Origin of the sequence: Brachybacterium sp. YJGR34, from assembly GCF_003347015.1 — a bacterium.
GTDB lineage: Bacteria > Actinomycetota > Actinomycetes > Actinomycetales > Dermabacteraceae > Brachybacterium.
Genome location: NZ_PNFB01000003.1, coordinates 196,220 through 221,186 on the forward strand (window position 1 = coordinate 196,220; position 24,967 = coordinate 221,186).

The 24,967-nt window shown below is 74.3% G+C and carries 24 protein-coding genes; 15 read left to right on the plus strand and 9 right to left on the minus strand.

What is annotated here, in order from left to right:
• Positions 1–52 precede the first annotated feature (52 nt).
• Positions 53–1,468 (plus strand): hypothetical protein, encoded by a 1,416-nt coding sequence (locus tag CXH06_RS04815; protein ID WP_232820198.1) that lies wholly within the window; start codon positions 53–55, stop codon positions 1,466–1,468.
• An 85-nt stretch (positions 1,469–1,553) separates the two neighbouring features.
• Here CXH06_RS04815 and CXH06_RS04820 read toward each other — a convergent pair whose 3' ends face one another.
• Both CXH06_RS04820 and CXH06_RS04825 read right to left on the minus strand, forming a co-directional pair.
• The gene (locus CXH06_RS04820) at positions 1,554–2,342 is read right to left on the minus strand and encodes a fructosamine kinase family protein (RefSeq protein ID WP_114854016.1); all 789 of its coding nucleotides are present in this window, start codon (positions 2,340–2,342) and stop codon (positions 1,554–1,556) included.
• A 67-nt stretch (positions 2,343–2,409) separates the two neighbouring features.
• Positions 2,410–3,555, minus strand: coding sequence for an aminoglycoside phosphotransferase family protein (locus tag CXH06_RS04825; protein WP_114854017.1), 1,146 nt, complete (start codon positions 3,553–3,555; stop codon positions 2,410–2,412).
• A gap of 75 nt (positions 3,556–3,630) precedes the next feature.
• Here CXH06_RS04825 and CXH06_RS04830 point away from each other — a divergent pair, with 75 nt between their 5' ends.
• Positions 3,631–4,242, plus strand: coding sequence for a GNAT family N-acetyltransferase (locus CXH06_RS04830; RefSeq protein ID WP_114854018.1), 612 nt, complete (start codon positions 3,631–3,633; stop codon positions 4,240–4,242).
• Positions 4,243–4,301: 59 nt separating this feature from the next.
• The gene (locus tag CXH06_RS04835; protein WP_157975605.1) at positions 4,302–5,072 is read left to right on the plus strand and encodes an SDR family oxidoreductase; all 771 of its coding nucleotides are present in this window, start codon (positions 4,302–4,304) and stop codon (positions 5,070–5,072) included.
• A 34-nt stretch (positions 5,073–5,106) separates the two neighbouring features.
• On the opposite strand, the gene hutG is transcribed toward CXH06_RS04835, so the two are convergent.
• Entirely contained in the window at positions 5,107–6,093 is a 987-nt protein-coding gene (hutG, locus tag CXH06_RS04840) for a formimidoylglutamase (RefSeq protein WP_114854020.1), read from the minus strand.
• Positions 6,094–6,208: 115 nt separating this feature from the next.
• Here hutG and CXH06_RS04845 point away from each other — a divergent pair, with 115 nt between their 5' ends.
• The 6 genes from CXH06_RS04845 to hutH all read left to right on the plus strand — a co-directional run bounded on the left by CXH06_RS04845 (position 6,209) and on the right by hutH (position 13,632).
• Complete coding sequence (locus tag CXH06_RS04845) at positions 6,209–6,985, plus strand: IclR family transcriptional regulator (protein ID WP_232820199.1); 777 nt, start codon at positions 6,209–6,211, stop codon at positions 6,983–6,985.
• 146 nt (positions 6,986–7,131) lie between these two features.
• Positions 7,132–8,031, plus strand: coding sequence for a formate/nitrite transporter family protein (locus CXH06_RS04850; RefSeq protein WP_114854022.1), 900 nt, complete (start codon positions 7,132–7,134; stop codon positions 8,029–8,031).
• 9 nt (positions 8,032–8,040) lie between these two features.
• A complete protein-coding gene (locus CXH06_RS04855) occupies positions 8,041–8,937 on the plus strand; it encodes an alpha/beta fold hydrolase (protein ID WP_114854023.1) in 897 nt (298 codons plus the stop codon).
• Positions 8,938–9,101: 164 nt separating this feature from the next.
• A complete protein-coding gene (hutU, locus tag CXH06_RS04860) occupies positions 9,102–10,784 on the plus strand; it encodes a urocanate hydratase (protein WP_114854024.1) in 1,683 nt (560 codons plus the stop codon).
• A gap of 39 nt (positions 10,785–10,823) precedes the next feature.
• On the plus strand, positions 10,824–12,029 hold the full coding sequence (gene hutI / locus CXH06_RS04865) for an imidazolonepropionase (protein ID WP_114854025.1): 1,206 nt from the start codon (positions 10,824–10,826) through the stop codon (positions 12,027–12,029).
• Positions 12,030–12,090: 61 nt separating this feature from the next.
• Complete coding sequence (gene hutH, locus CXH06_RS04870) at positions 12,091–13,632, plus strand: histidine ammonia-lyase (RefSeq protein ID WP_114854026.1); 1,542 nt, start codon at positions 12,091–12,093, stop codon at positions 13,630–13,632.
• 16 nt (positions 13,633–13,648) lie between these two features.
• On the opposite strand, the gene CXH06_RS04875 is transcribed toward hutH, so the two are convergent.
• The gene (locus CXH06_RS04875; protein ID WP_114854027.1) at positions 13,649–14,563 is read right to left on the minus strand and encodes a CPBP family intramembrane glutamic endopeptidase; all 915 of its coding nucleotides are present in this window, start codon (positions 14,561–14,563) and stop codon (positions 13,649–13,651) included.
• Between the two features lie 109 nt (positions 14,564–14,672).
• Between CXH06_RS04875 and CXH06_RS04880 the strand changes: the two genes are divergently transcribed.
• From CXH06_RS04880 to CXH06_RS04890, 3 genes are all read left to right on the plus strand, one after another.
• Positions 14,673–15,872: a sensor histidine kinase gene (locus CXH06_RS04880; protein ID WP_114854028.1), complete on the plus strand. Its 1,200-nt coding sequence runs from the start codon at positions 14,673–14,675 to the stop codon at positions 15,870–15,872.
• Positions 15,869–16,510 (plus strand): response regulator transcription factor, encoded by a 642-nt coding sequence (locus tag CXH06_RS04885; RefSeq protein WP_232820200.1) that lies wholly within the window; start codon positions 15,869–15,871, stop codon positions 16,508–16,510. Before CXH06_RS04880 ends, CXH06_RS04885 begins: the two co-directional genes overlap by 4 nt.
• Positions 16,511–16,665: 155 nt before the next feature.
• Complete coding sequence (locus CXH06_RS04890; protein WP_114854029.1) at positions 16,666–17,673, plus strand: TerC family protein; 1,008 nt, start codon at positions 16,666–16,668, stop codon at positions 17,671–17,673.
• A 10-nt stretch (positions 17,674–17,683) separates the two neighbouring features.
• Here the strand turns inward: CXH06_RS04890 and CXH06_RS04895 are convergent, their stop codons facing one another.
• The 3 genes from CXH06_RS04895 to CXH06_RS04905 all read right to left on the minus strand — a co-directional run bounded on the left by CXH06_RS04895 (position 17,684) and on the right by CXH06_RS04905 (position 20,655).
• Positions 17,684–18,463, minus strand: a complete 780-nt coding sequence (locus tag CXH06_RS04895; protein WP_114854030.1) for an SDR family oxidoreductase — start codon at positions 18,461–18,463, stop codon at positions 17,684–17,686.
• 96 nt (positions 18,464–18,559) lie between these two features.
• Positions 18,560–19,153: a cysteine hydrolase family protein gene (locus CXH06_RS04900; protein WP_114854031.1), complete on the minus strand. Its 594-nt coding sequence runs from the start codon at positions 19,151–19,153 to the stop codon at positions 18,560–18,562.
• On the minus strand, positions 19,150–20,655 hold the full coding sequence (locus CXH06_RS04905) for a cytosine permease (protein ID WP_114854032.1): 1,506 nt from the start codon (positions 20,653–20,655) through the stop codon (positions 19,150–19,152). The genes CXH06_RS04900 and CXH06_RS04905 overlap by 4 nt, the downstream gene beginning before the upstream one ends.
• Before the next feature lie 155 nt (positions 20,656–20,810).
• On the opposite strand from CXH06_RS04905, the gene CXH06_RS04910 reads away from it, so the two are divergent.
• The 3 genes from CXH06_RS04910 to CXH06_RS04920 all read left to right on the plus strand — a co-directional run bounded on the left by CXH06_RS04910 (position 20,811) and on the right by CXH06_RS04920 (position 23,251).
• Entirely contained in the window at positions 20,811–21,872 is a 1,062-nt protein-coding gene (locus tag CXH06_RS04910; protein WP_114854033.1) for an FUSC family protein, read from the plus strand.
• A gap of 46 nt (positions 21,873–21,918) precedes the next feature.
• Complete coding sequence (locus tag CXH06_RS04915) at positions 21,919–22,734, plus strand: class I SAM-dependent methyltransferase (protein ID WP_114854034.1); 816 nt, start codon at positions 21,919–21,921, stop codon at positions 22,732–22,734.
• Positions 22,735–22,813: 79 nt separating this feature from the next.
• Positions 22,814–23,251, plus strand: coding sequence for a DoxX family membrane protein (locus CXH06_RS04920; RefSeq protein WP_114854035.1), 438 nt, complete (start codon positions 22,814–22,816; stop codon positions 23,249–23,251).
• A gap of 3 nt (positions 23,252–23,254) precedes the next feature.
• Here CXH06_RS04920 and CXH06_RS18755 read toward each other — a convergent pair whose 3' ends face one another.
• Together CXH06_RS18755 and CXH06_RS04930 are read right to left on the minus strand one after the other, a co-directional pair.
• Complete coding sequence (locus tag CXH06_RS18755) at positions 23,255–24,559, minus strand: RNA polymerase sigma factor (RefSeq protein ID WP_114854036.1); 1,305 nt, start codon at positions 24,557–24,559, stop codon at positions 23,255–23,257.
• Between the two features lie 5 nt (positions 24,560–24,564).
• The gene (locus CXH06_RS04930; protein ID WP_114854037.1) at positions 24,565–24,915 is read right to left on the minus strand and encodes a YciI family protein; all 351 of its coding nucleotides are present in this window, start codon (positions 24,913–24,915) and stop codon (positions 24,565–24,567) included.
• Positions 24,916–24,967: the final 52 nt, after the last annotated feature.

The following is a 24,967-nucleotide window of genomic DNA, read 5'->3' on the forward strand; positions in this document are numbered from 1 at the left end:
GGCACAGAGGCTCAGCTGGGAACGGTTCTCAGGAACTGCTAGCCTCCTGGGCATGCATCTTATGAAAACCATTATCATGAAGCGGCGAGCGCTCGCCCTCGCCGGGATCGGCGCCCTCGCCCTGGCCGCCTGCGGGACCGGGCCGGGGGAGAGCGGCGGGAGCGGGGCCTCCGACGGCGACAGCGCGGCGCAGTCCCCGGCCTCGGACCGCACAGAGGTCGGCGCCCTCTCCCCGCGAATCGTCCTCGCCCACGACGGCGGGGTGACCACCCTCGACTCCGCCGACGGCTCCGAGCTGGGCAGCGCGGAGCTCGAGGGCTACGTGCGGCTGAACCCCGCGGGCGACGGCCGGCACGTCGCCGTCAGCGCCTCCGACGCGATCACCATGTACGACACGGGCCTGCTCGCCCAGGGTCACGGCGACCACTTCCACTACTACGTCCAGGACCCCGTCCTGACCGACCTGTCCGTCGCGGCGCCGCATCCCGGTCACGTGGTCCCCCATGACGGCCGCACCGCTCTCTTCGCCGACGGCACCGGCGACATCACCGTGATCGACCCGGCCGCGCTCGCCGAGGGCGAGCTGGACGTGGTCGAGGAGACCGCGACCGACGACCCGCACCACGGGGTGGCGGTGCCTCTGACCGGCGGCGGCATGCTCCTCACCCAGGGCACCGAGGACGCCCGCAGCACCGTGCAGGTGCTCGATGCCGAGGGCGAGGTCACCGCGCAGACCGACGATTGCCCGGGTGTGCACGGCGAAGCCGCCGCGCAGCCCACCGAGTCCGGCGACGTCATCAGCCTGGGCTGCGAGAACGGCTCGGTCGTCTACCGCGACGGCGCGTTCCACAAGGTCGCCATCGAGGGCGACTACCAGCGCTCCGGCAACCAGAAGGGTCACGAGGACTCGCCCATCGTGCTCGCCGATCACAAGGTCGATCCCGAGCCCGCCGGCGGCATCGAGCGGCCCACCGAGATCGCGCTGATCGACACCCGCGACGCCACGCAGCAGATCGTCGACCTGGGGGCGGAGTACTGGTTCCGCTCCCTGGACCGCGGTCCCAACGGCGAGGCGCTCGTGCTCACCACCGACGGCGAGCTGAACATCCTCGACCCGGAGACCGGCGAGATGCTCCACGAGGTCCCGGTGGTCGGCGAGTGGACCGAGCCCGACCAGTGGCAGGAGGCCGCGCCGATGATGGCGGTCGCCGACGGCACCGCCTTCGTGGTGGACCCGGAGGCGCAGAAGCTGGTCATGGTGGACGTCGCCAGCGGCGAGATCTACCGCGAGATGGACCTGCCGGTGATCCCGCACGAGATCCAGGTGACCACCGGCACCGCCTCGGGCGAGTACGAGATCGCTCCGGGCTCCGACGGCGAGCACGAGAGCGCCGCGAGCGACGCCGGCGGCGAGGACCACGAGGGACACGACCACGAGGGCGAGGACCACGAGGGCCACGACCACTGATCGACCCGATCCCCGCCGCGCCGTGCACCCCGATCCCGGGGGCGCGGCGCGCCGCTGGTCTCTCCACCCCTCCGAGGGGTCGTCCTCAGAACCCCAGCCCGTCCGCGCGGTCGATGATCGCCTCGGCGGTGGCGACGGTGCGATCCGCATAGGCCTCGCCGAAGAGGCGCACGTGGGCGAGCAGCCCGAAGAACAGATGGGCGGGGAGATCCTGCCGCCAGTCGCCCGGCATCGGGTGCTCCGCCTCGTATCCCTCGAGGATCTCGTCGAGGTACGGCGCCCCGAACAGCGACAGCATCGCCAGGTCCTCCAGCCGGTGTCCGCCGTGCGCGGCGGGGTCGATGAGGGTCGCCCCGTCCGTGGTCCACAGCAGGTTCCCGGACCACAGGTCGCCGTGCACGCGGGCGGGTTCCTCGCGCCCCTGCCCGCTGACGCCGTCGAAGGCGCCGTCGGCGATGACGTCGATCGCCTGGTCCACGATGTCGTGGCCCGCGGCGCCCAGGGTGCTGGTGACCGCATCGGCGAGGGGCAGCAGCCGGTCGCCGGCCCAGTAGGCGGAGAAGTCCTCGCGCACGGTGCTCGAGACCTCGAAGGGATTCTCGAGAGGGCCGAACCAGGCGCCGTCGGCCGGGGTCCAGCCGAACCCGGGCGCCCCGGCATCGTGCAGGCGGGCCAGGTCGCGTCCCGCCTGCCGCGCGGCATCGGCCGTGGGTGTCACCTGCTCGAGCCGTGTCAGGCGCAGCTCGGCCCGGCTCTCCGCGAGGACCTCCACCACGGGCATCGTGCCGGCCTCGGCCAGCCAGCGCAGCCCCGCCGCTTCCGCGGCGAAGAAGCCCGGGGGCAGACCGGTTCGGGTCTTGACGACGTCGCTCATGGGCCCAACATAGGCACGCGGTCCCGGGGTGGGGCCACCCATGCAGGTGAGAGCGGTGCGGAGTCTCTCAGGAGAGGCCGAGCTCCGCGGCGAGGGTCCCGCGCAGCACCGGCAGCACCCGGCGGTGCACGGCATGGTGGCGGGAGCGGGAGGCGACGTGCACGAGCATCGCGGTGCGGTCGTACGCGGTCCAGGCGCGCATCCGCTCCCGCAGCGCGGCGACGTCCGTGACCGAGGCGGGGACCGTCCCGTGCGCTGCGCGGGCGCGCACGTAGGTCCGGACCATGTCGTCCACCTGCTCCGCGTCCAGCGGCACGTACCAGGGGCCGCCGTGCACGGAGCCGCCGATGATCGCGAGGTCGCGAGCGGGGTCGTCGCCCTGGGCCCACTCGAAGTCGATGTACCGGGGCACCGGCCGGACGTCCTCGGGCGAGGCACGGTCCCACACGATGTTGGTCGCGCAGAGATCGCCGTGGGCGAGCACGAAGCCGTCCAGCTGGGCGATCTGCTCCTCGATGTCGGCGACCCGCGCGAGCGCGGCCTCGAGGAACGGCTCCAGGGCGTGCTCGGCGATCACCGCGCCGTGATCACGGCGCCAGGCCGCGGTCTCCGCCTCGACCTCGGCGAGCAGCGAGGGCGGGCCGGGAGGCAGGTCCGCCCAGGGGTCGGCGCCGAGGGCGGCCGCGGCGCGACCGGGGGCGGGGACCGCGTGCAGGTCGGCCAGCAGCGTCGCATGCGCCGCGCAGTGCGCGGCGGTCCAGGCCTCGGGGGCTGCCGCCGTGCCCGGAACGTCCGTGGTCACCACGTACGGGTGGCCGATGGGGCTGGTCGTCGCCTCGTCGTGGAAGGCGATCGGCGCGGGACCCACCTCCGCCGGGACCAGCGTCAGCGCGGCGATCTCGCGATCCAGGCCCTGGTGCAGCGCCTCCGGCGGGACATGCGGTATCCGCACGATGACCGGGGCGTTCTCCTGCGGGATCAGCCGCCAGGCGGCGAAGCGCTCGCCCACCCCGGCGAGGCTCGCGCGGGCCGGGCCGGACAGCGACGCCGGGAGCACCGACTTGTGCAGGCCCGGGAAGCGCACCGGCGTGGTGTCCTCGCGCAGGGGCAGCACGAGTGTCCCCTCCCGCCAGGCTTCGACCAGCCGCTCGCCCATCGCGGGGGAGGCGGGATCCAGCACGGCCGGGGCGCGGCCGGGGGGACTCGATGCCATGGCGACTCCTGTCCGGGTGAGGCCTCGATCCTAGCGACCGCCTCGGCGGCCGGCGGCTCTGGCACGATGAGCTCCATGACCTCGACCGCTCAGCGCCCCGTCGCCGCCGCGCAGGTCAGCCTGCGCCTGCTGGCCCTCGAGGACGCCCCTGTGCTCGCCCGGCTGGAGCACGAGAACCGCGAGGAGCTCCTGGTCGGTGCGCCGCTGCGCGAGGAGGAGTGGTTCACCGCGGCCGGGCAGCGGAGCATGATCGAGCAGTCCCTCGCCGACGGCGAGGAGGGGCGCGGCGTCCCGCTGGCGATCTGGCTCGCCCAGGACGGAGCGGAGCGCCTGGTGGGACGGCTGAGCCTCAGCGGGATCGTCCGCGGCGCCGCGCAGTCGGCCTCGCTGGGGTACTGGGTGGGCCGCGAGGTCGCCGGCCGCGGGATCGCCACCCATGCGGTGCGCGCGAGCCTCCCGCTCGCCTTCGGCGCCCTGGGACTGCACCGCCTCCAGGCCGAGGTGCAGGACGGCAATGCCGCCTCCGAACGGATCCTCACCCGCTGCGGCTTCCAGGAGATCGGCCTCGCGCCCGCGTACCTGCACCTCGGCGGCCGATGGGTCGACTGCCGCCTGTTCCAGCTGGTGGACGCCGGATGGCGGGAGGGGACCCCGGGCCCGGCGGCGGCCGGTCTCTCACCGCGCTGACCGGCTCCATCGAGCACCGGCCCTGTCGGCCGTCGGGCGTCGCCTCTAGGCTGACGTCCATGGACGTCGCCGTCATCGGAGCCACCGGAACCCTCGGACGCCTCATCGTCCCCCGCCTCGAGCAGGCGGGGCATCAGGTGCGGGCCCTCAGCCGCTCCACGGGCGTCGATGCGCTGACGGGGGAGGGGCTCGAGGAGGCCGTGGCCGGGGCGGACGTCATCGTGGACACGCTGAACCACCTCTCCCTGCGCCCGGACCCGGCGATCTCCTTCTTCACCCGCGCCGCGCAGAACATCTCCCGCGCCGCCGAGCAGGGCGGCGTGCGGCGCATCGTGTGCGTGTCGATCGCCGGGGCCGCCGATCCGGCCGTGAACCGCTTCTACGGCTACTACCGCGGCAAGGCCGCGCAGGAGCAGGTCTACGGGATGCTGCGCACCCCGGCGACGATCCTCCGCTCCACCCAGTGGTTCGAGCTCGCGGAGATGTTCGTGGCGATGACGACCCTGGGGCCCCTCGCGGTGCTCCCGGCGCAGCGCATGGCGCCTGTCGCCGCGGACAGCGTCGCCGCGCGCGCGGTGCGCGCGATCGAGGAGGCCGACGGGGCGGCCGATGAGGACCGCGTCATCACCGTGCGCGGCCCGGAGGAGATGACCACGGCACCGATGGTGCGACGGATCCTCGCCGTCCGCGGCGAGCTGGGTGGGAAGTCCCCGCGCCGGCTCCTCGAGCTGCCCTTCCTGGGCCGCTCGATCGCCCGCGGCGGCCTGGTCCCGGCCGATGCCGAGGTGGACGGCGTGACCCTCGAGGACTGGCTCGCGGCCGCCGCCTGAGCGCCCGGGTCTCCCGCGCCGGACGGGCCGCCGCTCAGTGCGGGAGGCCGGCGGCGACGGTGCGCACCGCGTCATCGACGAGCCGGGCCGCGGCGCGGGCCGTGCGGGCGTCGAGGTCCAGGGAGGGGTTCAGCTCCACCACGTCCAGCAGGGCGAGCGCCCCGCTGCCCGCCGCCGCCCGCACAGCCGCGGAGATCAGCGGCAGCGGCACCCCGTAGGCCGCCGGGGCGGAGACTCCGGGGGCGGTCGCGGCCGGCAGCACGTCGAGGTCGATGGTCAGATAGAGGACGTCGAGGCCGGCGGCGAACTCCTCGACCGCCGCGCGGATCCCGGCGGCGCCCGCCTCGAGGCACTGCTCGTCGGTCCACCACCGGACGCCCAGCTCCCGCGCCCGGTCGACGAGCGCTCCTGTGTTCGAGGCCTCCGCGATGCCGAGCACCATGTAGTCCAGCTTCCGGCCGGCCTCCTGCTCGGCCGAGGCCATCTGCGCGAAGGGGGTGCCGGAGGTGGCCCGGGGCTCCTCGCGCAGGTCGAAGTGCGCATCGAGGTTCAGCACGCCCCAGCGGGTGCCCTCGTCGAGACGGCGGGAGCGACGCAGCCCCAGGTAGGAGGACCAGGCGGTCTCGTGGCCGCCCCCGAGGACGATGGTCAGCAGGCCGTCCGGGCTCTCCAGGGCGGCAGCGGTCAGCGCTGCGGCCCGCTCCTGACCGCCTTCGAGATCCTCCCCGACGGTGACGGCGTCGCCCCGGTCCACCAGGGCCACCGCGCCGCGGGCCAGGGAGCCGTGCAGCGCCATCGGGGCGAGGGCCCGACGCAGGGCCTCGGGCCCCTCGGCCGCGCCCACCCGTCCCCGGTTGCGGCGCACCCCCTCGTCGGTGCGGAAGCCGAGCAGCGCGACGTGCGGGCCGTCGGTGCCGTCGTCGCTGTCGTCGAGGACGCGGATTCGCTGGTGCCAGCGGGCGTGCTCTGGTCCGGGGCCGTCCTCGCGGCCGGTCCAGGGGCTGGGGGTCCGTGCGGTCATGGGTGCACCTCCGGCGCCCATGATCGCACCGCGCCGTCGGCCCGGCGGGGCGTCGCTAGGATCGGCACGTGGACGATGTCGTGCCGGCCCGCGAGGGGTCCGAGGAGCCGTCGCCGTGAGCGCCCCGCCGCCCGGAGCGGCCAAGGCGCCCGCGGCCGACGCCACCCTGCGCCTGCTCACCTTCCTCGCCGCCCAGCGCGCCCCGGTCGCCGCGGTGCGCATCGCCGAGCAGCTCGCGCTGCCGCGCTCGACGGTCTACGACCTCCTGGGCGCCCTGGTGGCGCGGGGCTATGCCCTGCACCTGCCCGAGGAGCGCCGCTACGCCCTGGGGCCGGCCGCCTACGAGCTCGCCGCCGGCTACGCGCGCCACGATCCCCTCGCGCGCCTGGGCCGACGGGCGATCGCCGGCATGGTCGACGCGGTGGGGGAATCCGGCCATCTCGCGGTGCTCCACGGGCGCGATGCGCTGTACCTCGTCGAGGAGCGTGCCCGCCGCCGACCCAGCCTCGTCACCGACGCCGGGGTGCGCCTGCCCGCCCACCTCACGGCGAGCGGTCGGGCCATGCTCGCCGCCCTCACCCCGGCCCAGCTGCGCAGCCTCTATCCCTCCCGCACGCCCTTCGAGCGTCGCACCGAGGCGCCCTCGGTCACCTCCCGGGGCGAGCTCGTCGCCGCGCTCGCGGCGGTGCGCCGCGACGGCGTGGCCTGGGAGGACGGCGAGGTCACGGCCGGCTTCGCCTCGGTGGCCGCGGCAGTGACCGATCACGCCGGGTGGCCCGTCGCGGCGGTGGCCCTGACCTGGCCCACCGCCACCTCGAGGCCCGAGATCGCCGGCCGCTGCCGGGAGGCGGTGCGCCGCGTCGCCGGCGAGGTCGGCGCCGCGGTCGGGTAGGCGCACGCCGCCGAGGAGCTGACCCGCCGCCTGCGGGGAGGCAGCAGAGGGGCGCCTGACCAGGTGGTCGCTTCCGCCGGTCCCGGCCGTTCCTGGGAGTAGCGTGCGGCTCGACCGGCCCCGATCCAGGAGAGAAGACGTCACCCATGAGCGACGAGACGACGCAGGGCGCGACGGCGCACGACGAGTCAGCGCACGACGGATCGGCCGGGGACGAGCAGCGCGAGCGTGCCCAGCTCGGCGACTCCGACGAGCCCGTCGAGGACAAGCTGGTCGAGGAGTTCCGCAGCACTGTCGAGGAGGGCGCGAACCGCCTGAACCGCACCCGGCGCGCCCTGGTCGTCACAGGCCTGTTCGGCGGCATCGACGTGGGGCTCGGAGTGATGGCCATGCTCGCCGTCCTCGCGGCGACCGACTCGAAGCTGCTGGCCGGGCTGGCGTTCGGCATCGGCCTGTACGCCCTGCGCCTGGCCCACTCCGAGCTGTTCACCGAGGACTTCCTGGTGCCCATCAACGCGATCGCGGCCGGTCACGGCACGTGGTGGCAGCTGGTGCGGCTGTGGACGGTGACCCTGGTGACGAACCTGGTCGGGGGCTGGCTGTTCACGTGGTTCATCGTCGCGGCCTTCCCCCGGTTCGACGCCGTGCTGATCGAGGCAGCCACCGGGTACATGGAGAAGGGGCTGACGCTCGAGACGGCGGCGCTGGCGCTGCTGGCGGGCTTCACCATCACCCTCGCCACCCGGATGGCGCAGGGGTCCGGCGAGGGCATCACCACGCTGGCGAACTCCCTGATCAGCGGCTTCCTCGTGGTGGGGCTCGGCATGCTGCACGGAGCACTGAACTCTGCGGTGATCTTCGGGGCGATGCACGCGGGGGCCGACATCACCTATGCCTCCTGGCTGGTGTGGTTCGCCTGGGTGATCCCCCTGAACATGGTGGGCGGGCTGCTGCTGCTCACGCTTCCGCGCCTGGTGCGGATGAGGGAGCTGCTGGCCGGGGAGCGTGCCGCGCAGCGCGAGAGGAGCGCTGCGCACGCGGGGTAGCGTCGGGTCATGGACTTCGTGACGATGAGCGACGGCGCGCGCCTGGCGACCTGGACCGATCCCGGTCCGGACGGTGCTCCGGCGGTGATCCTCGTCCACGGCGGTCCGGGGCTGTGGGACTACCTCGCCCCGCTCGCCGGCCTGCTCGCGGGGTACGCCACGGTCCATCGCTACGACCAGCGGCGCTGCGGCAGCTCGACCGGCCCGGCCGGGGCCGGTGCGGAAGAGGACGACGTCCCCGACGGGGGCGAGGCGGACGCCCCGCCCGCGGACCTCACCATGGAGCGTTCCGTGGCGGACCTCGAGGAGCTGCGGATCGTCTTCGGCCACGAGCACGTGGTGCTGGTAGGGCACTCCTTCGGGGCGACCCTCGCCCTGGCCTATGCCGGAACGCATCCTCAGCGGGTGATCGGGCTCGGCTATCTCGACGGAGTGGGGGTGGGCGACTGGCGCAGCGCCTACCGGCCCGAGCGCGCCCGCCGCCTGGCGCCCTGGGCGGAGCGCTTCGCTGCGCTCGACGGCCGCGAGCGCAGCCGGGAGGAGGAGATCGAGTGGCGGCGCATCCAGTGGGCCACCGACTACGCCGATCCGCGTGCCGGCTACGAGCTCGCGCTGCCGATGGCGCGCTCCGACCACGCGATCAACCGCGCCGCGAACCGTGCGCTGATGAGCTGGGACGACATGGACCAGATCACCTGGGCGACGGCGACGCGCTGCCCGGTGACCTTCATCCACGGCAGCGCCGATCCCCGCGCCGTCGGCCCCGTCATGGCCCTGTCCGCCCACACCCGGGCGCCCCGCAAACGCGTGGTCAGCGAGGCCGGGCACCTGCCCTGGGTCGAGGAGCCCGCGCAGGTCGAGGAGATCCTCGCCGAGCTCGTCGCCTCCGCCCGCAGCCGGGACTGACGCCGGCGCGGCCGCCCGCGCGACCCCGCCCGTCCGGACCGCGCGGCACCGGCGGGTCCAGCTGTCCGGTATCCCGGACAGCTTTCGGTTCCGGGCCGTCCCGGCACCGCCTGCGGCGTGGTGTCCTGACATCACGCCCGCACCCCCCCGATCAGGAGCCGACCATGACTCTCCCCGGAGCCCGTCCCGTCCGCGCCCCGCGCGGCACCGCCCTGACCGCGAGGTCGTGGCAGACCGAGGCGCCGCTGCGCATGCTCATGAACAACCTCGACCCCGAGGTCGCCGAGCGTCCCGATGACCTCGTCGTCTACGGCGGCACCGGCCGCGCCGCCCGCTCCTGGGAGGCCTACGACGCGATCGTGGACACCCTGAAGGACCTCGAGGACGACGAGACGCTGCTGGTCCAGTCCGGCAAGCCCGTCGGGGTGCTGCGCACCGACGAGTGGGCTCCGCGCGTGCTGCTGGCGAACTCGAACCTCGTCGGCGACTGGGCCACCTGGCCCGAGTTCCGCCGGCTTGAGGTGGAGGGCCTGATGATGTACGGCCAGATGACCGCCGGGTCCTGGATCTACATCGCCACCCAGGGCATCCTGCAGGGCACCTTCGAGACCTTCGCGGCCGTCGCGGCGAAGCGCTTCGGCGGCTCCCTGGCCGGCACCATCACCCTGACCGGCGGCTGCGGCGGCATGGGCGGCGCCCAGCCTCTGGCCGTCACCCTCAACGACGGCGTGTGCCTGATCGTGGACGTCGACCGCAGCCGCCTCGAGCGACGCGTCGCCAAGCGGTACTGCCACGAGATCGCCGACGACCTCGACGACGCGATCGCCCGCGCGAACGCCGCGAAGGCCGCGCGGCAGGGTCGCTCGATCGGCATCGTCGGCAACGCCGCTGAGATCTTCCCGGCGCTGCTGGCCCGCCATCGCGCCGGCGAGGTCACCATCGACGTCGTCACCGACCAGACCAGCGCCCACGACCCGCTGAGCTACCTCCCGGTGGAGCACACCATGGAGGACTGGCAGCGCGAGGCGGAGGCCGATGCCGAGGGCTTCACCAAGAAGTCCCGCGAATCCATGGCCGCGCAGGTCCGCGCGATGGTCGAGTTCCAGGACGCCGGCGCCGAGGTGTTCGACTACGGCAATTCGATCCGCGACGAGGCGCGCCACGCCGGCTATGACCGCGCCTTCGCCTTCCCCGGTTTCGTCCCCGCCTACATCCGCCCCTTGTTCTGCGAGGGCCTGGGGCCCTTCCGCTGGGTGGCGCTCTCCGGCGACCCCGAGGACATCGCGGTCACCGACGCGGCGCTGAAGGAGCTGTTCCCCGAGAACGAGCACCTGCACCGCTGGCTCGACGCGGCCGCGGAGTTCGTGGAGTTCGAGGGTCTGCCGGCGCGGATCTGCTGGCTCGGCTACGGCGAGCGGCAGAAGGCCGGCATGCTCTTCAACGATCTGGTGCGGGAGGGGACGGTGAAGGCCCCGATCGTCATCGGCCGCGACCACCTCGACTCCGGCTCCGTCGCCTCCCCCTACCGGGAGACGGAGTCCATGCTCGACGGCTCCGACGCGATCGCGGACTGGCCCCTGCTGAACGCCCTGACCGCCGCGAGCTCGGGCGCGACCTGGGTCTCGATCCACCACGGCGGCGGGGTGGGCATCGGCCGCTCGATCCACGCCGGCCAGGTGGGCGTGGCCGACGGGACCGAGCTCGCCCGCCGCAAGCTCGAGCGGCTGCTGACCAACGACCCCGCGATGGGCGTGCTCCGCCACGTCGACGCCGGCTACTCGCGGGCCGACCAGGTCGCCCACGAGCGCGGCGTCCGCGTCCCGATGGCTCCCGTCCACCGCGACTGAGCCGCGCGCCCGCCGCCCCGACCGACCAGGAGGATCCCGATGACCAGCACGCTGCTGACCGGCCTCTCCGAGCTGTGGACCCTCGATCCCGCGCTCGATGATCCTGGCCGTCCCGGCGATATCGCCGAGGGCCAGGTGCTCCGCGACGCCGCGCTGGTCATCGAGGACGGCGTGATCGCCTGGACCGGTCCGGCGGCGGCGGCGCCCAGCGCGGACCGCGCCGAGGACCTGGGCGGCCGGGCCGTGCTGCCCGGCTGGGTGGACTCCCACTCCCACCTGATCTTCGACGGCGACCGCGCCGCCGAGTTCGAGGCCCGGATGGCCGGGCAGCCCTACGCCGCCGGGGGCATCGGCGTGACCACCGAGGCCACCCGCGCCGCGAGCGAGGAGCGGCTGCGGGACCTGACCCGCGCCCGGATCGCCGAGGCGCGGCGCGGGGGCACCACCTGCCTGGAGACCAAGACCGGGTACGGGCTGAGCGTCGAGGAGGAGCTGCGCGGCGCCCGCCTGGCCTCGGCGCTCGTCGCGGAGGGGGAGCTCGACGAGGCGACCTTCCTCGGTGCGCACCTGGTGCCGCACGAGTACACCGGCCGCGCCGAGGAGTACGTCGACCTGGTCACCGGGCCGATGCTCGCCGCCGTCGCCCCGCACGTGCGCTGGATCGACGTGTTCTGCGAGGAGGGGGCCTTCGACCCGGAGCAGTCCGAGCGGGTGCTGTGCGCTGGCGCGGAGGCGGGGCTGGGGCTCCGTGTCCACGGCCACCAGCTGGGCCGCAGCGGCGGGGTCGCGCTCGCCGTGGAGCTCGGCGCGGCGAGCGTGGACCACCTCAACCACCTCGACGCCGCGGACCTCGAGCAGCTCGCCGCCTCCGACACCGTCGCCACCGTGCTGCCGGCCTGCGATCTCTCCACCCGCGCCCCGCTCGCCCCCGCGCGGGAGCTGCTGGACGCGGGCGCGCGCCTCGCGATCGCCTCGAACGCCAACCCGGGCACCAGCTGGACGAGCTCGGTGAGCTTCTGCGTCACCACCGCCGTGCTGCAGATGCACCTGTCGCTCGGCGAGGCGGTCCGCGCCGCCACCCGCGGCGGGGCGCTCGCGCTGCGCCGCGAGGACGTGGGCCACCTCGCCGTCGGCGCCCGGGCGGACCTCCACGTGCTCGACGCCCCCGCCGCCATCCACCTCGCCTACCGTCCCGGCATGCCGCTCACCCACCAGGTGTGGCGCGCCGGCATCCGGCAGCGCTGAGCGCGAGCCCGCCGCGGCGGAGTCCGCCCAGCCCCACCACCCGCTTCCCGGAAGGAACCCCATGACCAGCACCGTCACCCTCTCCACCACCGGCCTCGCCGCCGCCGACGTGCTCGCCGTCGCACGTCACGGCGCGAGCGTGCAGCTCGATCCCGCGGCCCGCGAGACGGTGGCCGCGGTGCGCCGGCACATCGAGGAGCTCGCCCTCGGCGAGACGCCCGTCTACGGCGTCTCCACCGGATTCGGCGCCCTCGCGGACACCTCGATCCCGCCGAGCATGCGCCATGCCCTGCAGCGCTCCCTGATCCGCTCGCACGCCGCGGGCGCCGGTCCCGAGGTGGAGACCGAGGTGGTGCGCGCCCTGATGCTGCTGCGCGCCCGCACCCTCGCCTCGGGGCGCACCGGGGTGCGCCCGGTGGTGGTCGAGACGATGCTCGCCCTGCTCAACGCCCACATCACCCCGATCGTCCACGAGTACGGCTCGCTGGGATGCTCGGGCGATCTCGCGCCGCTGTCCCACTGCGCGATCGTGCTCATGGGCGAGGGGCGCGCCCGCGACCGCGCCGGCGTGGAGCGGCCGGTGCCCGAGCTGCTCGCCGAGGCGGGCATCGAGCCGGTGCTGCTCGAGGAGAAGGAGGGCCTGGCCCTCATCAACGGCACCGACGGCATGCTGGGCATGCTGCTGATGGCCATCGCGGACCTCGAGGACCTGCTGCGGGTCGCGGACCTCACCACGGCGCTCTCGGTGCAGGCGCTGCGCGGCCGCGACACCGTCTTCCACCCGGAGCTGCACGGGCCGCTGCGCCCGCATCCGGGCCAGGCGGCCTCGGCCGCGAACATCCTCGCGCTGCTCGAGGGGTCGGGGATCATCGCCGACGTCGCCGCGGAGGGCTCCCGCGTGCAGGACGCCTACTCGCTGCGCTGCGCCCCGCAGGTCGCCGGCGGCGCGCGCGACACCGTCGAGCACGCCCGCACGGTCGCCGAGCGCGAGCTGGCCAGCGCGATCGACAACCCCGTGGTGCTCGAGGACGGGACCGTCACCTCCAACGGCAACTTCCACGGCGCCCCGGTCGCCTATGTGCTCGACTTCCTCGCGGTCGTCGGCGCGGACCTCGCCTCGATCGCGGAGCGCCGCACCGACCGGATGCTCGACAAGGCCCGCTCCCACGGCCTGCCGCCCTTCCTCGCCGACGACCCGGGCGTGGACTCCGGCTTCATGATCGCCCAGTACACGCAGGCCGCCCTGGTCTCGGAGATGAAGCGGCTCGCCGTGCCGGCGAGCGTGGACTCGATCCCCTCCTCCGCCATGCAGGAGGACCACGTCTCGATGGGCTGGCACGCCGCCCGGAAGCTCCGCACCGGCGTGGAGAACCTCCGGCGGGTGCTCGCGATCGAGCTGCTGACCGCCGCCCGCGCGATCGACCTGCGCGCCCCGCTGACCCCGTCGGCCGCGAGCGCCGCCGCCCTCGCGGTGCTGCGGGAGACCGTGGACGGGCCGGGACCGGACCGCTTCCTCGCCCCGGACATCGCCGCCGCGGAGGCGCTCCTGCGGGACGGCACGGTGCTCGCCGCCGTCGAGGAGGTCGCCGGGCGCCTGCGATGACGCGGCGGCGGCGCGCTCAGCGCGCGTACGGGCCGCGCTCGCCGACCTCCGCCCAGCGTCGGCGAGGGATCGCCAGCGCGATCACCACGGCGGCGAGGGCGTGCACGGCCCCGCTGGCGAGCCAGAACGCCGGCCCCGTCACGCCGAGGCCGAGGATCACCAGCACCACGGTCGCGAGGTGGAAGCCGCCGTGGATGCCGACGGCGGCCCAGACCGAGCGGAGCGCGATCGCGAGGACCCCGGCGGAGAGCGCGAAGCCGAACGGCGTGGCCAGGTACAGCACGTGCTCGAGGGCGCTGCTCTGCCCGCCGTTCGAGGCCAGGTGCGGGACCGTGAAGACCACCGCGCTGACCAGGACGGCCGTGACCGGGCGGCGGGAGAGGCTCTGCATCAGGTAGCCGCGGAAGAGCACCTCCTCGCCGATGCCCTGCAGCACGAAGGCGCGCAGCACCACGGTGCCGAGCAGGACCAGCAGCGCGGCGAGGCCCTCCCCCTCGCCACCGGTCCCGGCCGCGGGCCCGGGCGTCGCGGTGTCCCCGGCGGCGAGGAACGAGCTCACCAGCCCGGCCACGACGCCCAGCACGATCGCCAGGCCGATCCCGGCCCCGAGGGCGGCCGCCGCGCGGACGTCCACGGCGAGGCCGAGGGCCGAGAACGGCCGACGGTCCACGACACGGACCAGCGCCCAGGAGACCAGCAGGTAGGCCGCGAGCGGGACCGCGCAGACCAGGGCATAGGCGGCCAGGCCCACGGCATCGGGCCGCTCCATGGCGGCGCCCACGCCCGGGACCAGGGACGGGAGGACCGCGGTGCTCGCCACGGGCAGCAGCAGGGCCATGGCGAGCAGGGCCCGCGCCCAGCCGGGCAGGCGGGCGGAGGGCCCCGGGCCGGGGGCGGTGCGAACGTCGGCGGAGGTGCGCGGGGTGTCCATGTCCTCGACCCTAGGGAGGCGCGGGGAGCGCTCGCATCGCCCGACGGTCACCTGAGGTCATGACCGTGGTCATGGGTCGATGCCGGGGGCGCCCTCCTAGGGTGGGGACATGCTCACCGACCCGCGCCGCACCATCGCGGTGCTGCAGGTGCTGTCCCTGCTGAGCCTCGGGAGCGCGGCGCTGGTGACACTGAGCGGGGTCCCGGCGGGCACCGGCGGCGCAGTGGCCGCGGCCTTGACCTTCGTGCTGGCGGCGCTGTGCATCGCGGTGCTCTGGGCGATCCGTGCCCGGCTCGGGACCGCGCGCGGCCGGGCGGCGTGCTCGGTGGCCGTGGTGGTGCTGTCCACCCCGGCGGCGATGCTGGGCACGGTGGGATTCGCGATCCCCGAGCTGATCCTGGCGGTGGCGCTCGCCGTCATCGACCTCTCCGTGCTCGCCGGCGCCCTCAGCATCGCCTGGATCTCCCTGCTGGGCGTGGTCCTGCATCTGGTGCGTGCCGCCGACCCTCTCTCCGGTCTCGCCGTCGGTCTGGTCAACGCGGTCCCGCTCGCGGTGCTGCTGTGCTTCGGGCTCGCGCTCGGGGCGGCGCTGCGCGGCTACGAGTCCCGCCGGGCCCGGGACCAGGAGGTCATCGAACGGCTCCGGCGCGCCGCCGCGACGGAGAAGGAGCTGGTGCTGGCCGATGAGCGCGCCCGCTCCGCCCGGGACCTCCACGACGGGCTGGGGCACCGCCTCACCGTGGTCGTGATGAGCCTCGACTTCGCCGAGCGGATGCGGGAACGGGATGCACGACGGTCCTGGGAGGAGATCGCCGCCGCGCGGGACGTCGCCCAGGACGCCCTGGCGCACATGCGCACGTGGGTGCGGGCGCTGAGCCCCGTCCGCGTCCCCGAGGCGCGCGGACTCGCGGCTCTCGAGGCGATCGCCGAGTCCTTCCGCGGCACGGGGCTGAGCGTGCGCCTCGAGGCAGAGCGCGGCGCCGACGCCGCGCTGCGCGGGGCCCGGGAGCCGGTGAGCCTGCTCGTCTACCGCGCCGTGCAGGAGGGCCTCGCCAACGCCCTGCGCCATGCCCGCGCCCGCGAGGTGCTGCTCGCGGTCACCGCCGCGGACGGCAGTATCGGGGTGCGGCTGTGCAACGACCTCGACGACCGTGCCCGGCGCGAGGTCCCCGAGGGGCCGGCCGCAGAGGGCTTCGGCCTGCGCGCCCTCGCCGAGCGAGCCGCGACGCACGGCGGTCACGTCCGCGCCGCCCGCGAGGGCGAGCGCTTCGTGCTCACCCTGCACCTCCCGGACGGGGCCGAGCGGTGACCGCGCGAGCCCTGCGGGTGGTGGTCGTCGACGACCAGCAGCTGCTGCGCCGCGGGCTGACGATGCTGCTGTCGACCGTGGAGGATCTCGAGGTGGTCGCCGAGGCGGCCGACGGGCACGAGGCGCTCGCCGTCCTCGCGCGTCACCGGCCGGACGTTCTGCTCACCGATGCGCGGATGCCGGGCATGGACGGCCTCGACCTGCTGGCCCGCTGCGCCGAGGAGCATCCGGAACTGCCCGTCCTGCTGCTGACCACCTTCGATGACGACGCCCTGGTGCAGGGGGCGCTCGCCGCCGGCGCCGCCGGCTTCCTGCTCAAGGACACCTCGACCGACGCGCTCGCCGCGGCGATCCGAGCGGCCGCCCGCGGAGGCCTGGTCATCGATCCCCGCGTCGCGCGGGCCGCCCTCGCCCCGCCTCCCTCCGCGGACGAGGAGCCGCTGGCGGTCCTCACCCGCAGCGAGCGGCTGGTCGCGGAGCTGGTCGCCGAGGGGCGGACCAATGCGGAGATCGCCGCCCGCCTGGTCCTCGCCGAGGGCACGGTGAAGAACCACGTCTCCGCCCTGCTGCGCAAGCTCGAGGAGAGGGACCGCACCGCGCTGGCGCTGCGCCTCCACCGCGCACTGCACGAGAGCTGAGCACGCGCCGCGACGGCGCGGGGAGGATCGCGCTCCGCCCGGTCCCCGGGGAGCGGATCCGCGAGTACCCTTGGTCCGTTCTGCCCCGGGGCGGTCCGCGCGGAGCGGTCCGATCCGGCGCTCCGCAGGATCTCACCGACACCGAAAGAACTTCTATGGGACAGCTGCACCTCGGGTTCGAGATCGTGGCACTGGTCGTGCTCGTCGCGATCCTCATCGCCGACCTGCTGCTCGTGGTCAAGCGACCCCACGTGCCCTCCCCGCGGGAGTGTGCGGCGTGGATCGGGTTCTACGTCGGGCTGGCGCTGATCTTCGCCGTCGTGCTGTTCTTCGTGGGCGGCATGGAGCCGGCCTCCGAGTTCGTCACCGGCTGGCTGCTCGAGTACTCGCTGAGCATCGACAACCTCTTCGTCTTCATCGTGATCATGGCGAAGTTCGCGGTGCCGCGGCGCTATCAGCAGGAAGTGCTGATGGTGGGCATCATCATCGCGCTCATCGCCCGCGCGCTGTTCATCCTGGCCGGCTCCGTGATCATCGAGAACTTCGCCGCCGTGTTCTATCTCTTCGGCATCTTCCTGCTGTGGACGGCGTGGAAGCAGATGGGCGACGAGGAGGACGGCGGCTCCGACTCCTTCATCATGCGCACGGTGCGGCGCGTGTTCCCCGTCTCCGAGGACTACGACGGCAACAAGCTGCGCACGGTCGTGAACGGGAGGACGCTGTTCACCCCGATGCTGCTGGTGTTCATCACCATCGGCCTCACCGACGTCATGTTCGCCCTGGACTCGATCCCGGCGATCTTCGCGGTCACCCAGAGCCCGTTCCTGGTCTTCACCGCGAACCTCTTCGCGCTGATGGGCCTGCGGCAGCTGTACTTCCTCCTGGGCGGGCTCCTGGATCGCCTGGCCTACCTGCACTACGGCATCGCCGCGATCCTCGGGTTCATCGGCGTCAAGCTCCTCATCCACGCGATCCACGAGGCCCCGCTGCACTTCATCCCGGGCTTCGAGGTCCTCGAGAGGATCCCCGAGGTGCCGATCTGGCTCTCGCTGTCGGTCATCGTGGTGGCGATGTCGGCGGCGGTCATCGCCTCCCTCATCGCGTCCTCCCGCGCCGCGAAGGCGGCGGTCGCCGACGGCTCCGGGGCCGACTCCGAGAGCTGACCGGAGGGCCTCAGAGCGCCGGGCTCGCGAACCCGCCGTTGGAGTGCAGCAGCTGGCCGCGGATCCAGGCACCCTGCTCGGAGACCAGGAAGCGCACCAGGTCCGCGACCGTCCCGGTGCCGCCCAGGTGCCCGGCCGGGGTGGCCGCCGTGACCGTGTCGCGCAGCTCCGCGTCCATCCACCCGGTGTCGATGGGGCCGGGGTTGATGACGTTGGTGCGCAGCGCACGATCGGCGAGCTCGTGGGTCCCGGCCAGCACCAGGCGGTCCAGCGCCCCCTTGGTGGCGCCGTAGGGCAGGTTGTGCACGGTGTGGTCGCTGGTCAGGGCGATCATCGCGCCCCCGGGACCGTCCTCGCCCACCGGCAGCTGCTCGGCGAAGGCGCGCAGCAGCAGCCAGGTGGCCCGCACGTTGACCGCGTAGTGGCGGTCGAAGCTCTCCACCGTGGTGTCCAGGATCGAGGAGTCCACCGACTCGCAGTGGCAGGTCACGAGCACGCCGAGCGGGCCCAGCGCCTCCCGCGCCTGCGCGACCGCGCGCGGCGGGACCTCCGGATCGGCGAGGTCCCCGGGCAGCAGGGTCACCCGCCGACCCGTCGCGCGCAGCTCCTCGGCGAGCAGCTCGACGTCGGCCTCCTCGTGCAGCACGCGCTCGTCGTAGGGGGCGTGGAAGGAGAGGGCGAGGTCGACGCCGTCCTCGGCGAGGCCGCGGGCGATCGCGGCACCGATGCCGCGGCGGCGGCCGACGCCGGTGATCAGGGCGGTGCGGGGCAGGGCGGGGGATCGGTGCATGGGGCCGACGGTAGGGCCGGGTGGCCGCCGGCGGCCAGCGCTTTTCCGCAGGCCCGCCTCGGGGGTGCCTTCTCCGACCTCGCTGGGCCGGCAGGCTCAGCGGCCGGGTCGGCCCCCGCCCAGCACCTCGGCGCTGGTGCGCAGCTCCACCTGGGGTGCGAACAGGCTCATGGTGTGCAGCGCGGCCGCACCGTTCTGCGGGGTGGAGGCGGCGACGGCATCGGTGACCACGGTGACGCGGGCGCCGGCGTCGGCCGCGGCGAGGACGGTGGCGATCACGCAGCAGTCGGTCGACACACCCGTGACCAGCAGGTGCGGCCGGTGCTCCTGACCCGAGCCGGGACCTGCCCCGATCCGCGCCGCGAGCTGCGGACCCCACTTGCCGAAGGTCGGCTCGTCGAGCGGCTGCTGGGCGGAGAGGCCCCGCGCCTGATCGACCAGCGCGTACAGCGGGTCCTCGGCGGGGACGTCGGCGAAGGGCCAGGCGGCGAAGTAGTCGCCCCAGGAGCTCGAACGATCCGCCGTGGGCAGCCAGCGCGTGACCACGGTGCGCTCGGGACCCACCTGCGCGGCGAGCACCCGGATGCGCTCCATCGCGGCGGGGAAGGTGGGGGCGGCCCACTCCGACGAGGGATCGGCGAAGATCCGCTGCGGGTCGATGACCAGCAGCCACGGGGCCGCGCCGCTCATGCGCCCTGCTCCTGCGCCCGGATCCGCCCGCGCCGCGCGAACCAGGTCACCGCGAAGCTGAACACCAGCGCGAACAGCACGCCGACGTTCGCGTACGCCCAGTTCCCCTCCCAGTAGGAGCCGGCCGGGTCCTCGACGAAGGTCCCCAGGCCCAGCGGCTCGAGGAGGTAGCCCTGCCAGTTGTTCCACGGAGCGGCCTCGGCGAAGGAGTTGACCACCAGGCCCCAGCCGATCACCGAGGCGACCACGAGGGTGATCAGCGAGACGGCGTCGAACGCGCCGTAGCGGCCGGCGGGGTCGAACAGCGCGTCCTCGTCGTAGTCGGCGCGCCGACGCAGGATGTCCGCGATGAGGATCCCGGCCCAGGCCGCGATCGGCACGCCCAGGGTGATGAGGAAGCTCTGGAACGGTCCGATGAAGCTGGTCGCGAAGAACGCCACCCAGATGGTGCCGGCGGTGAGGATCACGCCGTCCACCGCCGCGGCCGCCGGGCGGGGGATGCGGATCCCCAGGCTGATCAGCGTCAGGCCGGAGGAGTAGATGCCCAGCACCGCACCGGAGACCAGGGTCAGCACGGCCACGATCCAGAAGGGGATCAGCGCCCACAGCGGCAGGATCGAGACCAGCGCGCCCACCGGGTCGCCCTCGATCGCGGCGCTCAGCTCCGGATCGGAGCCGGCCAGGAGCAGGCCGAAGATCACCAGCATCACCGGCGCGGCCGCGCCGCCCACGGTGTTCCACAGCACGATCGAGGCGTCGGAGGCCGAGCGCTTCTGGTAGCGCGACCAGTCCGCGGCGATGTTGATCCAGCCCAGCCCGAAGCCCGTCATCACCATCACCAGCGCCCCGACCATCGCCTGCGGCGGCCCGTTGGGCATCGCGGCGACCGCCGAGATGTCGATGTGGGGGATCGTGAGGATCATGAAGAGGATCGTCATCGCACCGGTCGCCCAGGTCAGCACCGACTGGAGCTTCATGATCGTGTGATAGCCCAGCACGCTGGCGGTGACGATGAGCGCGGCGATGAGGAGCGCGGCGATCACGGTCACGGCCTGACCGCGGGCCAGGCCCAGCACGTCGAACACGGTCGCGGTGGCGAGCACCGCGGAGATCGCCAGCGAGGTCTCCCAGCCGATCGAGGTCAGCCAGGAGATGATCCCGGGCACCTTCTGCCCGTGCACACCGAAGGCCGCACGGGAGAGCACCATCGTGGGCGCGCTGCCGCGCTTGCCGGCGATCGCGATCAGCCCGCACAGCGCGAAGCTGATGACGATGCCGATCAGCGCCACGATCGTGGCCTGGACGAAGCTGATCCCGAAGCCCAGCAGGTAGGAGCCGTAGCTCATGCCGAACACGGAGACGTTCGCGGCGAACCACGGCCAGATCAGGTCCCGGGGCTTCGCGGTGCGCTCGGACTCGGCGATGATCTCGATGCCGGTGGTCTCGATGATGCCCGCGCCGCCGCGGGCGGCGAGGGCGGGGCCGTTCTCGGTGCTGGTCATGTCTGCTCCGCGGGGAGGAGGGGCCGCGGGGGCGGCCGGGAGGGGATGACCTGTGCAGTCTCCCACGCCCCACGCGCAGGCGGCGGGGGAGGGGTGCGGCGGCGGGAATACCCTGTCCTCGCGCACCCCCGCGCGCCGTCCCCGGAAGGATCACCGTGCCCGCACCCCCGAACCGCCTCCGGGCCGCGGTGCGGCGCCTGGTCAGCCTGGGTCCGGGCCGTGTGGACCACATCCCCGCGCTCCGGATCGCCGCGGGCGTCGCGGTCCCGCTGAGCATCCTGCTGCTCACCGATCACATCGGCTGGGCGATGTACGCGGGCTTCGGGGCGTTCACCGGCATCTACTCCCGCTACGAGCCGACGGCGCTGCGCTTCCGCCGCCAGTCGCTGGTCGCGGTCCTGCTCACCGCCTGCGTGACCCTGGGCGCGGCGCTCTCGCAGCTGGCCCAGGTGCTGCCACAGGCGGCGGGGTCCTGGATCATCCTGCTGGTCTCGGCGCTGGTCGCGGGTGCCGCGGCGACCCTGGTCATGGTCCGCGGCCTGAAGCCCGGCGGGGCGATCTTCCCGCTGTTCGCCGTCGCCGCGGTGGCCTCGGCGCCGCCGGCGGCGCCGGTGTGGGTGGCCTTCGCGGTCGCGGCCGGCTCGGCGGGTCTCTGCGTGCTGCTGGGGCTGGCGGGACACTGGCTCGGGGAGCGGCATCCCGGCGCCGACGTCACCCCCGCGGCGGAGAGCTGGAGCCGGGCGGAGCGCGCCGCGGAGTTCGCGCGCTTCGCGCTCGTGGCCGCTGCTGCGGGCGCCGTGGGCCACGTCTCCGGGCTGCCGTTCCCCTACTGGGCGCAGATCGCCGCGATCGCCCTGCTCACCCCGCCCGGCCGCAGCCTCCAGGTGGAGCGGGGGATCCATCGCGTGGTCGGCACGGTGCTGGGCATCGTCACCACCGCCTTCCTGCTGTCCTTCCCCGCCGAGCTGTGGCAGCTGGTGGTCTGGGTGGTGGTCCTGCAGTTCCTCGCCGAGCTGTTCGTGCTGCGCAACTACGCCTTCGCCCTGCTGTTCATCACTCCGCTGGCGCTGCTCATGGTCCAGCTCGCGCATCCGCAGCCGGTGACCCCGCTGCTGCAGGCGCGCGTGCTCGAGACGGTGATCGGCGCGTCCGTGGGCATCGCGGGCGTGCTCCTGGCCGCCCTGTGGGATCGGCGCCGCGCCCGCACGGTCGCCTGATGGGCGGGGGAGGCGCACGCGGCGGGGCCGGACGTAGCGTCGGCCCATGAGCGAGACCGCCGCGACCCCCGCGTACACCCCCGGCTACGGCGCGGCCGTGCTGGACAGCCACCGTCTGCGCACCGCGCAGAACTCCGCGGCGCACCTGCTGGAGCACCTGCGCCCCGGCCAGCGCCTGCTCGACGTGGGCAGCGGGGCCGGGACGATCACCGCGGACCTCGCCCGGATCGTCGGCCCCGCGCAGGTCACCGCGCTCGAGGTGAGCGAGGAGGCCGCGGCGATCACCCGCGCGGAGCTCGACCGGCAGGGTCTGGCGGAGGTGGAGGTGCTCGTGGGCGACGCCCAGGCGCTGGACCTCGAGGCGGACACGGTGGACGTGGTCCACGCCCACCAGGTCCTCCAGCACCTGCCGGACCCCGTGCGGGCCCTCGCCGAGTTCCGGCGCGTCGCGCGGCCCGGCGGGATCGTCGCCGTGCGGGACAGCGACTACGAGGGCTTCCGCTGGTGGCCCGAGGCTGCGGGCATCGCCCAGTGGCGGGAGCTCTACCTGCGCGCCGCCCGCGCCAACGGCGGCACCCCCGACGCGGGGCGCCGGCTGCTGGCCTGGGCGCGAGCGGCCGGCTTCGCCGAGGTCACCGCGAGCTCCTCGACCTGGACCTACGCCACCGAGGCCTCCCGCGCCGCCTGGGCGGCGACCTGCGGGGGCCGCCTGACGGCCGGACCGCTGGCCGCGCAGCTCGAGCGGGAGGGCTGGGCGGACGCCGCCGCGCGGGAGGAGATCGCCGCGGACTACCGGCGCTGGGCGGCCGATCCCGACGCCTGGTTCGCGCTGCTGCACGGGGAGATCATCGCGCGGGCCTGACGCCGCGGGGCGATGGTGGACAGCACCCGTCCCGTCCCATATGGTTGAAACCGAAACGATCTCGATCCCAGGAGTTCCCATGAGCCTCAGCACCACGATCCTCCGCGCCGTCCCCGGCGCCTTCATCCTCAACTCCGGCATCGGCAAGCTCGGCCTGCCCGCCGAGGCCGCCGAGGGCCTGCAGGCCATGGCCGCCCGGGGCGTGCCGCCGCTGGAGAACCTCACCCCCGAGCAGTTCGCGAAGTTCCTCAGCTACGGCGAGATCGCCGTCGGCGCCGCCCTCCTGCTGCCCATGGTGCCCACCCGCCTCGCGGGCCTCGCGCTGGCCGGCTTCTCCGGCTCGATGGTGGCCATGTACCTCCGCACCCCGGAGATGACCGAGGCGGACGGCATCCGTCCCAGCCAGGAGGGCACCGCGGTCGCCAAGGACAGCTGGATGCTGGCGATCGCCGCCGCCCTGCTGCTCGAGGGCGGCCGGACGGGTGCGAAGGCGGCCAAGCGCGCGCAGGCCGCCTGATCCTCAGCGGTCCCCGTCGGGAGCGCCGCCGTCCTCGCGGGCCCGGGCCAGCCGCCGCTGGATGAAGCGGCGCTCGCCGGTGCCCTCGGCCAGGGCGAGCGCCCGCTCCCAGTCCGCGACGGCCGCCTCCCGCTGGCCCACCTCCTCACGGACCAGGGCGAGGGCCACGTGGAAGGGGTGGTGCCGGGCGAGCTCCGGCTCCTCGGCGAGCTCCTCGAGCAGGTCCAGCGCGTCCCGCGGCTCCCGCGCCCGCCCCACCGCGATCGCCCGGTTCATCCGCACCACCGGATCCTCGCCGTGCATCAGCAGCATCGAGTACAGCGCGACGATCTGCTCCCAGTCGGTGGTCGCGAAGCGGGCGGCCTCGCCGTGCAGGGCCGCGATCGCGGCCTGGATCGTGAAGCGGCCGGCGTCCTCGCGCCCCGCGGCCTCCTCCGCGAGGGCGAGACCCTCGGCGACCTGCTCGTGGTCCCAGAGCGAGCGGTCCTGGTCCTCGAGCGGGACGGGCACGCCGTCCGCGTCGAGGCGGGCCGGGGTGCGGGCGTCGGTGAGCAGCAGCAGGGCCAGCAGTCCCGCGGGCTCCGCGGCACCGGGGGAGAGGTGGTGCATGATCCGCGCCAGCCGGATCGCCTCCGCGGTCAGCTCGCGCCGGATCGGCGCGTCCCCGCCGGTCGCCGAGTACCCCTCGGTGAAGACCAGCGAGATGGCGGTGAGGACCAGCGGCACTCGCCGGTCCCGCTCCTCGGGGTCCGCCGGGACGGTCAGCGGGATGTGCTGGGTGCGGATGCGCTTCTTGGCGCGCGTGATCCGCGCCTGCAGGGTGGGCACCGGGATCAGCAGCGCCTGGGCGACCTCGGCGGTGCTCAGCGGGCCGACGAACCGCAGCATCAGCGCGATCCGATCTGCCGGGGCGATCGCCGGATGGCAGCAGCCCATGAGCATGGCGAGGCGCTCGTCGGGCAGGTCCCCGGCGGCGAGGGCGCGCTCGTCCGCCGGCGGGCCGACGGGCTCGCCCTGCTGGAGGTGCAGCTCGGCGAGGCGCCGCGCGGCGACCTGGTCGTGGCGCACCCGGTCCAGGGCGACGTTCTTCGCGGCCGTGGTCAGCCAGGCCAGCGGTCTCTCGGGGACGCCCTGGGCGGGCCAGGTGCGCAGGGCCGCGGCCATCGCCTCCTGGGCGGCGTCCTCGGCGAGGTCGAGGTCGCCGAGGCGGCGCACGAGGGTCGCCAGCAGACGGCTGTGCTCCTCCCGGTGGATCCGGGCCAGCACGTCGTCGGCCGAGGGCGCCTCGTGCGCCGCGTCGGAGGACATGGTGCTCAGAACTCGAGCATCGCGCGGATCTCGACGCGGCCGCCGATCGCGCCCGGGCACTTCGAGGCCCAGGCCAGCGCCTCGTCGAAGCTCTCGACGTCGAGCACGATGGTGCCGCCCACGAACTCCCGGCTCTCGGCGTAGGGTCCGGCGGTGACCACCGGCTCCGCCGTGGCCGAGGCCTTGCTCACGCTCGTGCCGTCCTCGGGGTCGGAGAGGCCGAAGCCTCCGGCCAGCACGCCGGCCTTCTCGAGCTCCGCGTCGAAGGCCATGAACTCCTCGACGCCCGGACCCTCCTCGCTCTCGCCGCAGCGATCGTCGGCCATGTTCCCCATCAGCAGCAGTACGTACTTCATCGTGGCTCCTCCATCGGTGCGGTGACCGAGCCGAGCGGCCCGGACACCATCA